The organism is Stenotrophomonas sp. C3(2023) (assembly GCF_032911385.1).
Classification (GTDB): Bacteria; Pseudomonadota; Gammaproteobacteria; order Xanthomonadales; family Xanthomonadaceae; genus Stenotrophomonas.
The window spans coordinates 2,822,857-2,836,581 of the sequence record NZ_JAWJLO010000001.1 but is presented as its reverse complement, the minus strand read 5'-3'; the positions used below and the strand labels follow the sequence as shown (position 1 = coordinate 2,836,581).

The following is a 13,725-nucleotide window of genomic DNA, read 5'->3' as shown; positions in this document are numbered from 1 at the left end:
GCTGGTACAGGAAGGTATCAGCCAAAGTGGGTCAGCACGCCGGCGATGGTGGCGGTCATGAAGGTGGCGATCGTACCGCCCAGTACCGCACGCAGGCCGAACTTGGCCAGATCGTGACGGCGTTCCGGAGCCAGGCCACCGATGCCGCCAATCTGGATCGCGATCGAGCTGAAGTTGGCGAAGCCGCACAGCGCGTAGGTGGCGATCAGGCGACCTTCATCGGACAGGGTCACGCCGGGCACCTGGCCGCCGATGATCCGCGACAGCTCGCTGTAGGCGACGAATTCGTTGATGACGACCTTCTGGCCGATCAGTGAGCCAACGGTGGTGGCGTCGGCCCACGGCGTACCGATCACCCAGGCGATCGGGGCCAGCAGGTAGCCGAAGATCGTCGACAGATTGGTCGGCCGACCCAGTGCAGCGGCCAGGCCGGTGACATCGCCGAGCCAGGTCAGCGGGGCGTTGATCAGCGCGATCAGCGCGATGAAGGCCAGCAGCATGGCGCCGATGTTCAGGGCCAGCTTCAGGCCGTCGCCGGCGCCGGCGGCGGCGGCGTCGATGATATTGCTGGAGGTCTTCTCCACTTCCATCTTCACCGTGCCACGGGTCAACGGGGTACCGGTTTCCGGAATCAGCAGCTTGGCCACGACCAGCGTGGCGGGAGCGGCCATGATGCTGGCAGCCAGCAGGTGCTTGGCATAGAAGGCCTGCTGCACCGGGTCGTTGCCGCCGAGCATGCCCACATACGCGGCCAGCACGCCGCCGGCGATGTGGGCCATGCCGCCGATCATCATCGTCAGCAGCTCGGACTGGGTCATCTTCGGAATATAGGGGCGCACGGTCAGCGGCGCCTCGGTCTGACCGATGAACACACTGGCGCAGACGCTGGTGGTTTCCGCACCTGACACGCGCATGACCTTGGTGATGGCCCAGGCCATCACGCGGACGATGGCCTGCATCACGTTGAGGTGATACAGCACGCCCATCAGCGCGGAGAAGAAGATGATGGTCGGCAGCACCTGGAAGGCGAAGATGAAGCCGTAGCTTTCGACATTCATCAGGCTGCCGAAGATGAAGCCCGAGCCTTCGTTGACGAAGCTCAGCACCTTCACGAAGCCGCGGCCCAGGGCGTCGAACACATCGCGGCCGCCCGGCACCAGGATCACCAGGGCCGCGAATGCGATCTGCAGCACGATACCGGTGATGACCAGTTTCCAGTCCACCGCACGCTTGTTGTTGGAGAACAACCAGGTGATGCACACAAGCACCACCAGGCCGAACAGGCCGAAGCCGATCCTGCCCAAACCCTCGACCATCTGACTTCCCCTGGGGGCGCGAAAAACGGGAAGCCTAGTGCAGGGCAGGGGCCGGGGCAAGGAAAAAGCATCCCGCGGGCACCGATCAACGGCGATCGGGCCTGCAACGGCGGGGCCTGAGGCAGGTTGCGCCGACGGTTAGAATGGGCGCCCCATGGCCCCTCGATGCGGGGCTGCAGCAGGAGATTGGACATGCAATATCGACGTCTGGGCGCCACCGGGCTCCACCTTTCGGCCCTGTCCTTTGGTGCCTGGGTCACCTTCGGCAGCCAGATCGCGCGGGACCAGGCACGCAATCTGGTGGCGGCGGCGTGGGACCATGGCATCAACTTTTTCGACAACGCCGAAAGCTATGCCAACGGCCGCGCCGAACAGGTGATGGGCGATGTGATCGCCGACCTGCGGCTGCCGCGCGACGGCTTCTGCGTATCGAGCAAGGTGTTCTTCGGCAGCGCGGCCGACCCGCGACCCACCCAGAAGGGCTTGTCGCGCAAGCACATCACCGACGCCTGCCACGGCGCGCTCAAGCGCCTGCGGGTGGACTATCTGGACCTCTACTACTGTCACCGCCCGGATCCGACGACGCCGATCGCCGAGACCGTCCATGCGATGGACACGCTGGTCCGCCAGGGCAAGGTGCTGTACTGGGGCACCTCGGAATGGTCGGCCGTGCAGATCCAGCAGGCGCTGGACATCGCCGAACGGCACAACCTGCAGGGGCCGTCGATGGAGCAGCCGCAGTACAACCTGCTGCACCGCCAGCGCGTGGAGCAGGAATATGCCCCGCTGTACGAGCGCGCCGGGCTGGGCACCACCACCTTCTCACCGCTCGCCTCCGGGTTGTTGAGCGGAAAGTACAACGAGGGCTTCCCTGACGATGCACGTCTGGGCCTGGCGTCGATGGCGTGGCTGCAGGAGCTGGTGCTGGGCAGTGACGGCGATACCCGCCTGGCGCAGCTGCGCCGATACAGTGCGCTGGCCGCCGAGCTTGATCTGCCGCCGGCCGCACTGGCCATCGCATGGTGCCTGCGCAACCCGCAGGTTTCCAGCGTCATCCTGGGCGCCAGCCGGGTGGAGCAGCTGCTGCAGAACCTGCAGGCCCTGGACCTGGTCGACACGCTGGAGCCTGCGGTGTGGGCCAGGGTCGAAGCCGTGTTCGCGCAATGAGGCATGCGGCGGGCGCATGAGACCGGCGCCCGCCCGCGCTAATAGGCAGGGACTATCGAAAGCGGCGCGGCGATAATAAATCTGATCAATGGAATCGAGAATGGTTGTTGATTGCGAACTGAGAATCGTTATCATTTGAATCGTCCCTCGCACGAGTCCAGACCATGACCGCTCAAGCTGTGCTGCTGCGTCCTGCAACCCTGACCCTCCGTGATCGTCCGATCCGCCCGGTACCCGCCGAGGAAGTAATCGACAGTGAAGCCCTGCTCAAGGGGCGGCGCGAAATCCTGATCCAGCATGGCGACCGCTTCTATCGCCTGCGCCATACCAGCAACGACAAGCTGATCCTGACCAAGTAAACGGGGCGGCTGCCTTTCCCCCTCCCGGCGACCCCGCGTGGCCTACGTGGGAACGCGAAGCGGGCGGCCGCCCCCACTGTTCTCTCCCCCTCGGCTTCCGGTGTGCCGCTCTGGCGGCGCCGGCGGCCGGGGGCTCCTGCCCTGTTGCTGGCGGTGCCTGCGCTGCTTCCCGCAGACCCTGCCTGCCTCATCGTGGTTGGCCATCGCGTGCTGGCCAGCCGCATCAGCCCCGGGTGATCCCATGAGCCGAGCCCTGTCCGCCTTGCGTCCGCCTGTGTCCGCCGCCTTGCCACTGCCCAAGGCGGCGGGATGGCCTGCCTCCGCCCAACTCGCTCAGCTGGGCAGTGTGCTGTGCCTGTTCCGCGCGGAGGGCGGTGAACTGTCTGGATGGCAGCAGGCCGTCGCCGTGCACGCCTGTCACCGTGTGGACAGCGAGGGCGTGTACGAAAGCCTCTGTTTTGCGGATGCCCGCGGACGCTGTGTGTGGCGGCTGTATCTGCTGCCCGACAGTGATTTCCTCGCCTGGGACCGTCTGGTGGCGGGTTTGCCCGTGCAGGCGCCAGCGAGCGGCGATGCCAGCGTCGGCGAGCGGCTGTGGCGCCGCCTGGCTGGCAGTCTTGGCGGCCAGCGCTGGCGTGTGCGCGCGCTGCGGCTGCATGCCGTGGAGCAGGGCCATGGCCTGGGCGCAAGCGCGACCCGCCTGTCACCGTTGGGCGCTGCCACGGCGCAGCGCATCGCGCGGCTTGAGGGGGCCGAAGCCGCGATGTCGTTGGACGACGGCCCGGGTGCCGGGTCTGCAGCAACGCGGCAACCCGGCGCGAAGCACCCGAGCGGCTTTCCACCGCAGCCCGCACACTGACGCAGGCGGGCCGTGTCATGGCGCACCGGAGCGTGCTGCAGCACGGCCGGCCTTACTCCTTGAACATCAGCAGCGCCGCAATCACGATCAGGGCGAATGCCGCCCAGTGGTTCCACTTCAGCGGCTGGTCCAGATAGAACGCCGAGAAGACCGCGAACACCAGCAGGGTGATGACTTCCTGCATGCCCTTGAGCTGCGGCGCCGAGTACACCGCACTGCCCATCCGGTTGCCCGGCACCTGCAGGCAATACTCGAAGAACGCGATCCCCCAACTGATCAGCACCACGGTCATCAGCGGAGCGGTCTTGAACTTCAGGTGCCCGTACCAGGCAAAGGTCATGAAGATGTTGCTGGCAATCAGCAGCAGGACCGGATACAGGTAGGCAGTGAACGGCATGGCGGGGCGCCTTGGGGATGAAGCGCAAAGCATAGGCCTGTCCAGGCGCGGCTGGCAGCTTTATTGCGCAAGTGGCGCACCGTGGGTCAGCGTCTCCCAGAGAAAGTGAAAGTCGCCACGGCTGGGCCGCTGGCCGCGCAGCCAAGCCGCCGTGGCCGGCAGGGACGTCCTCGCGCGTACTGCGTAATGCTGGTAACCCAGCTCGAGCGTGCCCGCCATGCTGCTGACCAGCTTGCCCCTGCACAGCCAGTCCGGCACCTGTCCGTCGCGCATCAGCCGGGTGTGGAACTCCATCGCGCGGGTCAGCCGCTCGGCGCCAAGGGCAAAGAGATTGCCTCCCTGGATACGGTCGGTCTCAGCCGCGTTGAGGTAGCCCGCAAGCCCGTAGGCCGTGTGCTCCAGATCGCGGCAGGTTTCCTCGGCCAGGCCATCGGCCATCACCGTCTGGCCGAACCAGAGCCGGTCCAGCGGTGTGCCGCAGCCGGGCCGGGGCTGCGGTGTGGCGCCGTCTGCGGACAGGTAGACGTAGGTCGGCAGGCGCTGCTGCCACTGCACGCTCGCCTGTTCGTAGAGGTCTTGGTGATCGGTGTACACACCGATGTTCATCCGCGCCTCGATGCCACTGGCGAACCAGTTGCCGCCGGGGCAGGGCCCCATGCGCTCGATGTCCGGCAGGTACTGGGTCAGCAGCCATTGGCCGAAGTACCCTGCACGGTCGGCCGGCCAGCGGTCGCTGGTGTGACGTACCAGTTCGGCGGCGCGGGTCCACAGTTGCGCCGCCCAGGCCGCCTGCAACGGCGCGTTGCTGTCCTGGTGGCCGTCGACCAGCGTATCGGCCCACTGGTCCATGATGGCGATCGCCTTGTCGGCGTGGGCAGGCTCACCCAGATAAGCCCACAACAGCGCGTGGGTGTAAGCGGCCTTGGCATCATCGCGTTCCTGACGGCAGCCGATGCTGGGTTTGTCGAACGGGCCGCAGATCACGGCCGCGTGTGGCTGTGGGCGGTGGTCGAGCGACGCCAGCGGATGGGCGCGCATGGCGGCAAGCGCTGCCGTTTTGATCGGTTCCTGCCGCGCCAGATCCGCGCGGGTGGCGTTGACGGCCGAGGCATCGAGCAGGATGCCAGGATGCACGAACGGGGAGGGCTGGGCGCGTGCCGGAGCGGGCGGTGACAGCGCCAGCAGGGCCAGCAGCAGAAGGATGGGCAGTGGCATGACGGTCTCGAGCGGCAGCTGATGACGCACCGATCTTCCCGCGACGCGTTGGGCGGGGTCATTGGCGTTTGCCGCAGTCGGCTGTCAGATATGACCGGATTGGCGCTGGCGGACCGGCGCAAGGTCGAAAGCGTGACGACCAACGCTCGTCACCTGCCAGAAAAGGGAACGACCAACGGTCGTCCCCTTCCAGCGGGCCCGGATCAGGCCTGGCGCAATGCCAGGGCCGGCGGTGTATGCAGGATGGCGCGGGTGCCCCACCAGCCTGCCAGCAGACTCAGCGCAATACCTGCAGCGCCGCCGGTCAACAGCCCTGGCCATGGCGGAGACAGCGCCAGGTCGAACACTTCGCGTGCCACAAGCATGCCGATGATGGCCGCCGCGCCCACGGCCAGCAGCGCCGCCAGCAGCCCCAGCGCACCGAACTCGACCAGCACCGCGCCGCGCAGCTGGCGCCGGGTGGCCCCCAGCGTACGCAGCACGGCACTGTCGTAGCGGCGCTCGGCGGCGGTGGACTGCAGGGCCGCGAGCAGCACCAGCAGGCCGGCGAGCAGGCTGAAGCCCATCACCAGCTGGATGGCCTGGGTGGCCCGGTCCATCACCTGGCGCACCTCACCGATCACACTGTCGATATCCAGCAGCGACAGATTGGGTAGCTCGCGCACCAGTGCGGCCAGCCCGCCGGCGCGCGCGCGCGGCAGGTGGAAGGCGGAGATCAGGTTGTACGGTGTGTCGCCGACCGCCTTCGTGTTGAGCAGAACGAAGAAATTGACCCGGAAGCTGTTCCAGTCCGCCTTGCGGATGCTGGTGATGGTGTAGTCACGCTGCTGCTCGCCGGCCTGCACGGTGATGACATCCCCCAGCCCAGCCTGGTAGCGCTTGGCCCAGCCTTCTTCGACCGAGGCTTCGGCCGCGGTGCTGTCTGCCGTCCAGAAGCGCCCCTGCAACAGGGTGTTGGCCGGCGGGAAGGAACCGCGCCAGCTGAAGTTGAGGGGGCGCTCGTTGTCTTCGTCGGTGCCGTCCTGTGCTGACTGGCCCGTGTTGTCCGGTGCCTGCGCGTCGGTGCGCGCCGCGCGCTGCGGTGGCCTGCCGTTGAGCGCGACAAGCCGGCCGGTGGCAAAGGGCTCCATGTCCGCATCGTCGACGCCCTGCGCGCGCAGGGCGGCCTGCACCGTGTCGCGCTGGTCGGGCTGGATGTTCATCAGGAAATAGTTCGGCGTGTCCGAGGGCAACCGGTCGCGCCATTGCTGCAGCAGCCCCGGGCCGACCACGGCCAGCATCAGCAGCGCGCACAGTGACAGTGACAGGCCGACAAGCTGCATCACCGCCAGCAGGCGACGCCGGGTCAGCGCAGCCAGACCCAGCCGCCAGTTGCCATGCAGGCGATGCTGCAGGCCGCGTACCAGCTGCAGCAGGGCAAAGCCGCCGGCAGCGGCGAGCAGGGCCAGCGCCGCAAGCCCGCCCAGCACCCACAGCGCCAGTTTCAGGTCGCCGGTCACCTGCACGGTCAGGGTCAGGCTGGCGGCGAGCGCGCCGAGATAGACCAGCAGCGAGGTCGGCGGCAGGGTGGCGAAGCTGCGGTTGAGCACGCGCATCGGCGCCACGTTGCGCAGGCGAAGCAGCGGCGGCAGGCCAAACCCGAGCAGCAGCACCAGGCCGATGCCCGCACCGGTCAGCGCCGGCGTCGCCTGGGGCAGGGGCAGCCGCTGCGGCACCAGTTCACCGAGGATCTGCACCAGCCCCTGCTGCGCGGCCATGCCGACGGCCACGCCCACGATGCACGCCGGAATCGCCAGCAGCAGCAACTGCAGCGCCAGGCCGAGCAGGACGTCGCGCTGACGGGCGCCCAGGCAGCGCAGCACCGCCACCTGGTCGATGCGGCGCAGGGCGAAGCGGTTGGCCGCCAGTGCCGTGGCCACACCGGAAAGCAGCACGGCCAGCAGTGCGCTCAGGCCCAGGAAGCGGCCTGCCAGCTCAAACGCCTCGCGCACGCCACGCTGCGTGTCGGCAAGACCGATCACCCGCCACCCCTTGGCCTGCGGCTGCAACCACTGGCGGAAGCTGGCAATGGCGTCCGGCGCGCCGGCAAACATCAGCCGGTAGCTGACCCGGCTGCCGGGACCGAGCAGGCCGGTGCCCTCCACATCGGCGCGATTGACCATCAGGGTCGGTGCCAGTGTCAGCAGGTCGGCCGAGGCGTCGGGCTCGGACTCCAGGCTGCCGGCGATGCGCACGCTGCCGCTGCCGAACTCCAGCGACTGGCCGACCTGCACCCCAAGCGCCTGCAGCAGGCGGGGATCGGCCCATGCCTCACCCGGCGCCGGGGCAGCCGCAGCGTCCAGCAGCTGGCCGGCCCCGGCCAGCCGCACGCGCAGCGCGCCGCGTAGCGGATAACCGGCTTCAACCGCCTTGATGGTGGCCATCTGGCTGGCATCGCCGTGGAACAGTACGCTGCCGAAACTGGCGATGCGGGTGGTGCGCAGGCCGCGCTCGCGTGCCTGTGCGGCCAGTTCCGGCGGGGGTTCGCTGCGCCCGCTCAGTCCCAGGTCGCCGCCGAGCATCTCGGCCGTGCTCGAGGCCAGCGCCAGATTCACCCGGTTGACCAGCGTGCCCACGGCGGTCATCACGGCCACCCCGAGCACCAGCGCGGCAAACACGGTCAGCAGGTCGCCAGCCAGCGCCTCGCGGCGTAATGATCGCAGCGCATGGCGCAGGACGTTCATGCCGGGGCCTGCGCGGGCTCGGCCTGGAGCCGGCCGTTGTCGATGCGCAGCACGTGCTGGCAGCGCTGTGCCAGGCGCAGGTCGTGGGTGACCAGCACCAGGGTGGTGCCGGCTTCGGCGTTGAGCGCGAACAACAGGTCGCTCACCTGCTGGCCCGTGGCCTGGTCCAGCGAGCCGGTCGGCTCATCAGCGAACAGAATGCGCGGGCGGGTGACAAAGGCGCGGGCCAGCGCCACACGCTGCTGTTCGCCGCCGGAGAGCTGGCGCGGGTAGTGGCGGGCCCTATGGCCCAGACCCACCGACTGCAGCACCTCCTGCACGCGCGCAGGCTCCTCGCGCCCGGCCAGCTCCAGCGGCAGCGCCACGTTCTCGGCAGCGGTCAGTGCCGGCAGCAGGTGGAAGCTCTGGAAGACGAAGCCGACCTCGCGCGCACGCAGCTGGGCACGTTGTTCTTCATCCATCCTGCCCAGCTCGCTGCCGGCCAGGGTGATGCGGCCCTGGCTGGGCAGGTCCAGTCCGGCCAGCAGCCCGAGCAGGGTGGTCTTGCCCGAACCGGAGGCGCCCACGATGGCCACCGAGGTTCCTTCATGGACCGTCATGCTGATGTTGTCCAGTATGTGGACTTCACCCTCCGGGCCTGACACGGATTTGCCGACCTGTTCGACGGCGATGGCGATGGGCGGGCTGCGGGGGGACAGACTGTCGATGAGGAGACTCCAATGCGAAAGATGGAACCGGCCCGCCACTGGGGCGCGACGACGTTGCTGCTGGCATGGTTGCTGCTGCTGCCCGCGCTGGCCTGTGCCAAAGGTCAAACGGCCAAGGTGCTGGTGCTCGGCGACAGCCTCAGTGCTGCCCACAATATCCCGGCCGGCAGCGGATGGGTGGACCTGCTGCAACGGCGGCTCAGCGTGCAGTCGGCGACGGTGGTCAACGCCAGCATGAGTGGTGAGACCACCGCCGGTGCGCGTTCGCGCCTGCCCGCACTGCTGGACCGGGAAAAACCATCGGTGGTGGTCATCGCGCTGGGCGGCAACGATGCGCTGCGCGGGCTGAGTCCTGCGCAGATCCGCAGCAACCTGCAGGCCATGGTGCAGGCGAGCCAGGCCGCTGGTGCCAAGGTCCTGCTGCTGGGCATCGATGTGCCTCCCAACTACGGACCGGCCTACCGGCAGCGTCTGGCGGCGGTCTATCGCGAAGTGGCCGCTGCGCAGAAGGCACCGCTGCTGCCGTTCCTGCTCGAAGGGGTGGCCCTGCAACCGGGCATGATGCAGGCCGATGGACTGCACCCGACCGCCGCCGCACAACCCCACGTTCTGGACAATGTGTGGCCCTTGCTGAAGCCGTTGTTGTAGTGCCGGTTTGCTTCACGCGCTGTGCACTGCGGCTGGTGCATGTTTCACAAAGCTGAAGTTAGAGGGAAGAACATGCGTCAGACGAAGGAAACCTCCGGCCTCGTGCTGGTCGTGGAAGATAACCGCAATATTTCCGAGATGATCGGCGAGTACCTGGAAGGCCGCGGCTTCGAGGTCGACTACGCACAGGATGGCCTCGATGGCTACCGCCTGGCGGCCGAAAACAGCTATGACGTCGTGGTGCTTGACCTGATGCTGCCGCGCCTGGACGGCATCGAAGTCTGCCGTCGTCTGCGCAACGACGCCCGCAAGTCGACACCGGTGCTGATGCTGACCGCCCGCGACACGCTGGATGACAAGCTGACCGGGCTGGGCTTCGGCGCCGACGATTACCTGACCAAGCCGTTCGCCATCCAGGAACTGGAAGCACGCCTGCGTGCGCTGATCCGTCGGGAACGTCGCCAGGTAGGTTCGGAAGTGCTCAAGGTCGCCGACCTGGTGCTGGATCCGGTAAGCATGCGCGCGACCCGTGCGGGCACAGAGCTGCAGCTCTCGCCGATTGGCCTGCGCCTGCTGACCATCCTGATGCGCGAGTCGCCGCGGGTGGTGACCCGGCAGGAGATCGAACGCGAGATCTGGGGCAACGGCCTGCCGGACTCCGATACCCTGCGCAGCCACCTGTACAACCTGCGCAAGATCATCGACAAGCCGTTCGACCGGCCGCTGCTGCATACCGTGCAGAGCGCGGGTTACCGCATCGCCGATATCGCCCAGCCGATGTCCTGAAGTCAGTCGGCAGCCCATCCTGAAGCGATGGGCTGCCGTCCTCCGGGCCGTGCACGGGTGGCTGACATGGCTGCTGCCTATAATCGGCCCCCAGCGTTCCCCGCAGTGACCCCTTCCTGATGCCGCACGGCCTGCCGCGCAAGATCCGACTCACCTTCATCATGCAGGCCCTGCTGGCCAGCCTGGGCATCGTGCTCGGTGCATGGCTGGTGTCGCTGGTGATCAAGCACAGCCTGGTCGGTTCGGTACTGCGCGAGGAGGCGGCGTATTACTGGACCCTGCACGACGCGTCAGCCAGCCAACCGCCGCCGAACACGCGCAACATCCGCGGGTATCTGGTGGAAGCGGGGCAGTCGAGCCTGACCCTGCCGCCCAACCTGCGCGCTCTGGCGCCTGGCTTCCACGAACTGGCCGAGGATGACCAGCTGGTCTGGGTTGACGAGCAGCCGCAGGGGCGCCTGTATCTGGTCTTCCTGCGCTCACGCGCCGAGCTGCTGGCGTTCTGGTTCGGCATCGTCCCTGTGCTGCTTACACTTCTGGCGGTGTATGGCGCCAGCTGGATTGGTTACCGCGCCTCCCGACGCCTGGTCTCACCCGTGGACTGGCTGGCGCGACGGGTGTCGCGCTGGGACGCCGGCCATCCTGATGCACAGGACCTGGCGCCCGAACACCTGCCCGCCGATGTGCAGGGTGAAACCCGGCAGCTGGCGGCCGCGCTGCACTCGCTGGCGACGCGGGTCAGCGAGCAGGTGGCCCGCGAGCGCAACTTCACCCGTGATGCCAGCCATGAGCTGCGCACGCCGCTGACGGTGATCCGGGTGGCCAGTGACATGGCCCTGGCCGATGAGTCCACCGGCCAGCGGCAGCGCCGCAGTCTGGAGCGGATCCAGCGCGCCGGGCGGGACATGGAAGCTGTGATCGATGCCTTCCTCATCTTGGCACGCGAGGCCGATGTAGCCCCGCAGATGGAACGGTTCGATGTGGTCGAACTGGTTCGCTACGAAGTGGACAATGCCATCGAGCTGATGGTCGGGCGCCCGGTCCACGTCGAGCTGCACCATGATGGTCCGGTGGAGCTGCACGGGCCGCCACGCGTGCTGCAGGTGGTGGTCAGCAACCTGGTGCGCAATGCGTGCAATTACACCGACGACGGCCGTATCGACGTGTTTGTCGAGCCGGACCGCGTGCGCGTACGCGATACCGGCATCGGGATGTCTCCCGATGCGTTGGCGCGGGCCTTCGAGCCGTTCTACCGCGCTGAGCCCAGCCGGCCGCAGGGCACCGGGCTGGGCCTGTCCATCGTGCAGCGTCTGTGCACCCGCTTCGGCTGGCAGGTCGAGGTGACCAGCCAGCCGGGCGAGGGCACCGAGGCGTCGATCAGGTTCCGCTGATCGGCGCCGGGCAGCTCACCTTCGGCGCCAACGTGCGCGTCCAGATGGCGTAGCCGGCCGGCGTCATGTGCAGCATGTCGGCCTGGAACAGGGACGGATCGGGTTTGCCTTCGGCGCCCAGCATCGGCGTATAGATGTCGGTGTAGCCGGTGTTGGGCAGCGTCGCCAGGGCGCTGCGTATCATCGCGTTGGCCTCCACGATGCCCGGCAGCAGATGCTCGCGCGACGGGCTTGGCTTGATCGAGATGTACTCCACCACGGTGGCGGGCAGGTCACGGTGCACGCGCTCGACGAAGGCCAGTACATCGTCACGGACCTGCTGCGGGCTGCGGCCGCTGTTGAGGTCGTTGTCGCCGGCGTACAGAAACACCTTGCAGGGCGCGTAAGGCACCACGATCTGGCCGGCATACCAGGTGCTGTCGCGCACCTCCGAGCCCCCGAAGCCGCGGTTGAAGACCGGCTGGCCGGCAAAATCCTGCGCCAGCGATTCCCACATGCGTACCGACGAGCTGCCGATGAACTCGATGCCACCCTTCGGCGGCGGCGCGGTGCGGTCGGCGGCGGCAAACGCCTGCATGTCGCCGGCCCAGGCCACGTTGGAAACCTGTTCGGGGACCTGCGGCTGCCGGGCGGGTGTCAGCGCGAAGGCTGCCGGGGCCAGGGACAGCGCCAGGCACAGGCCCAGCAGCGGGGCGGAACGGTTCATCGCATTCTCCAGCAGGGGATCAGCCTTCCATCATAGAGCGCGCTGGCGGAAACGGACGCCTGGCAGGGCGCTTGGACCAGATGTGGCAAAATGGCGGTTTGATGCTCTGCTGCCTGCCATGATGTCCAGTCACGTCCTTCCACGCCTGTCGCCCACCGGTGAGGGGCCGTCCTTCCTTGCCGGAGCGCGTAGCCGTGGCTGATAACTTCGGGCACATGCCGCGCGGGCCGCGGCGGATCCTGATGGCCGCACGCTGGTCATGGCAGGGGCTGCGCGCGGCCTGGCTGTACGAATCCTCGTTCCGGCTGGAGGTCTGTCTGCTGGTGGTGCTGGCGCCGCTGGCGCTGTGGCTGGGCGACACCGCGGTGGAGCGCGTGCTGATGGTCGGCTCGCTGCTGCTGGTGCTGGCCGTGGAGCTGCTCAATTCCGCCGTGGAGGCGGTGATCGAGCGCTATGGCAGCGAGATCCACGAGCTGGCTGGCCGGGCCAAGGACATGGGGTCGGCCGCGGTGTTTGTGATGATGGTCAATGTGGTGCTGTGCTGGAGCCTGATCCTGCTCCCGCGCCTGTTCTGATTTCCCTTACTTTCTGGTCTATCCGCCATGTCTCTTGAGTTTCTCGCCGATCCGAATGTCTGGTTGACGTTGTTCACGCTCAGCGCGCTGGAAATCGTGCTGGGCATCGACAACCTGGTCTTCATTTCCATCGCGGTCAGCAAGCTGCCGGAAGAGCGCCGTCCGTTCGCGCGCAAGCTCGGCATTGCGGTGGCGTGCATCACGCGCATCCTGCTGCTGGTGTCGCTGGCCTATCTGGCCCACATGTCGGCCAACCTGTTCACGGTGGCGGGCATGGGCATTTCCATCCGCGACCTGGTGCTGATCATTGGTGGACTGTTCCTGCTGATCAAGGGTGTGATGGAGATCCGCGAGATGATCTCCGGCGGTGAGGACCAGGACCCGACCACGACCAAGGCATCGGGCGTGTTCGGGATGGTGATCCTGCAGATCGCGATCATCGACATCGTGTTCTCGCTGGACTCGGTGATCACCGCAGTCGGCATCGCCGACCATATCCCGGTGATGGTGGCGGCGATCCTGCTGTCGGTGGCGGTGATGCTGCTGGCGGCCAACCCGCTGGGCCGGTTCATCGATGCCAACCCGACGGTGAAGATGCTCGCGCTGGCGTTCATCCTGCTGGTCGGTGCGGTGCTGGTGCTCGATGGCCTGGACGTGCACGTGCCCAAGCCGTACATCTATGCGGCCATGGGGTTCTCGGTGCTGGTGGAGTGGCTGAACCTGCTGATGCGACGCCGTGCGCGCGCGCATCACGTGGCCGGTGCCGGCGACTGGTGAGGCTGGCGGGGGCTGCGCCCGCGCAGCCCCGCCGTTGATGCACCCGGATGGGCGGAGAGAGCCTTCGCCGCTGCTTCCAGTGAATGCCAGCCGTTTGTC

Annotated in this window: 14 protein-coding genes; 8 read left to right on the top strand and 6 right to left on the bottom strand. The window is 67.5% G+C overall.

Annotated elements, in window-relative coordinates:
* Positions 1 to 17: 17 nt before the first annotated feature.
* Positions 18 to 1,316 carry a nucleoside transporter C-terminal domain-containing protein gene (locus RZA67_RS12715; protein ID WP_317213091.1) on the bottom strand — a complete coding sequence of 433 codons (1,299 nt, stop codon included), beginning with the start codon at positions 1,314 to 1,316 and terminating at the stop codon, positions 18 to 20.
* Between the two features lie 192 nt (positions 1,317 to 1,508).
* On the opposite strand from RZA67_RS12715, the gene RZA67_RS12710 reads away from it, so the two are divergent.
* From RZA67_RS12710 to RZA67_RS12700, 3 genes are all read left to right on the top strand, one after another.
* Positions 1,509 to 2,483 (top strand): aldo/keto reductase, encoded by a 975-nt coding sequence (locus tag RZA67_RS12710; protein WP_317213090.1) that lies wholly within the window; start codon positions 1,509 to 1,511, stop codon positions 2,481 to 2,483.
* 164 nt (positions 2,484 to 2,647) lie between these two features.
* Positions 2,648 to 2,842, top strand: a complete 195-nt coding sequence (locus RZA67_RS12705) for a hemin uptake protein HemP (RefSeq protein WP_317213089.1) — start codon at positions 2,648 to 2,650, stop codon at positions 2,840 to 2,842.
* Between the two features lie 241 nt (positions 2,843 to 3,083).
* Positions 3,084 to 3,701 carry a Hemin transport protein gene (locus tag RZA67_RS12700; protein ID WP_317213088.1) on the top strand — a complete coding sequence of 206 codons (618 nt, stop codon included), beginning with the start codon at positions 3,084 to 3,086 and terminating at the stop codon, positions 3,699 to 3,701.
* A gap of 52 nt (positions 3,702 to 3,753) precedes the next feature.
* On the opposite strand, the gene RZA67_RS12695 is transcribed toward RZA67_RS12700, so the two are convergent.
* The 4 genes from RZA67_RS12695 to RZA67_RS12680 form a co-directional block, all read right to left on the bottom strand.
* Positions 3,754 to 4,098 carry a DMT family protein gene (locus tag RZA67_RS12695; protein ID WP_317213087.1) on the bottom strand — a complete coding sequence of 115 codons (345 nt, stop codon included), beginning with the start codon at positions 4,096 to 4,098 and terminating at the stop codon, positions 3,754 to 3,756.
* Between the two features lie 60 nt (positions 4,099 to 4,158).
* Entirely contained in the window at positions 4,159 to 5,313 is a 1,155-nt protein-coding gene (locus tag RZA67_RS12690) for an alginate lyase family protein (RefSeq protein ID WP_317213086.1), read from the bottom strand.
* A gap of 203 nt (positions 5,314 to 5,516) precedes the next feature.
* Positions 5,517 to 8,036, bottom strand: coding sequence for an FtsX-like permease family protein (locus tag RZA67_RS12685; protein WP_317213085.1), 2,520 nt, complete (start codon positions 8,034 to 8,036; stop codon positions 5,517 to 5,519).
* Complete coding sequence (locus RZA67_RS12680; protein WP_317213084.1) at positions 8,033 to 8,680, bottom strand: ATP-binding cassette domain-containing protein; 648 nt, start codon at positions 8,678 to 8,680, stop codon at positions 8,033 to 8,035. Before RZA67_RS12680 ends, RZA67_RS12685 begins: the two co-directional genes overlap by 4 nt.
* A 75-nt stretch (positions 8,681 to 8,755) precedes the next feature.
* Here RZA67_RS12680 and RZA67_RS12675 point away from each other — a divergent pair, with 75 nt between their 5' ends.
* From RZA67_RS12675 to RZA67_RS12665, 3 genes are all read left to right on the top strand, one after another.
* A complete protein-coding gene (locus RZA67_RS12675; RefSeq protein ID WP_317213083.1) occupies positions 8,756 to 9,391 on the top strand; it encodes an arylesterase in 636 nt (211 codons plus the stop codon).
* 72 nt (positions 9,392 to 9,463) lie between these two features.
* Complete coding sequence (locus RZA67_RS12670) at positions 9,464 to 10,177, top strand: response regulator transcription factor (RefSeq protein ID WP_019182442.1); 714 nt, start codon at positions 9,464 to 9,466, stop codon at positions 10,175 to 10,177.
* Between the two features lie 119 nt (positions 10,178 to 10,296).
* Positions 10,297 to 11,568 carry a HAMP domain-containing sensor histidine kinase gene (locus RZA67_RS12665; RefSeq protein ID WP_317213082.1) on the top strand — a complete coding sequence of 424 codons (1,272 nt, stop codon included), beginning with the start codon at positions 10,297 to 10,299 and terminating at the stop codon, positions 11,566 to 11,568.
* Here the strand turns inward: RZA67_RS12665 and RZA67_RS12660 are convergent.
* Entirely contained in the window at positions 11,555 to 12,274 is a 720-nt protein-coding gene (locus RZA67_RS12660; protein WP_317213081.1) for an SGNH/GDSL hydrolase family protein, read from the bottom strand. The genes RZA67_RS12665 and RZA67_RS12660 overlap by 14 nt on opposite strands.
* A gap of 194 nt (positions 12,275 to 12,468) precedes the next feature.
* Between RZA67_RS12660 and RZA67_RS12655 the strand changes: the two genes are divergently transcribed.
* The gene (locus RZA67_RS12655; protein ID WP_317213080.1) at positions 12,469 to 12,849 is read left to right on the top strand and encodes a diacylglycerol kinase; all 381 of its coding nucleotides are present in this window, start codon (positions 12,469 to 12,471) and stop codon (positions 12,847 to 12,849) included.
* Between the two features lie 27 nt (positions 12,850 to 12,876).
* Positions 12,877 to 13,626: a TerC family protein gene (locus RZA67_RS12650; RefSeq protein WP_317213079.1), complete on the top strand. Its 750-nt coding sequence runs from the start codon at positions 12,877 to 12,879 to the stop codon at positions 13,624 to 13,626.
* Positions 13,627 to 13,725 lie beyond the last annotated feature (99 nt).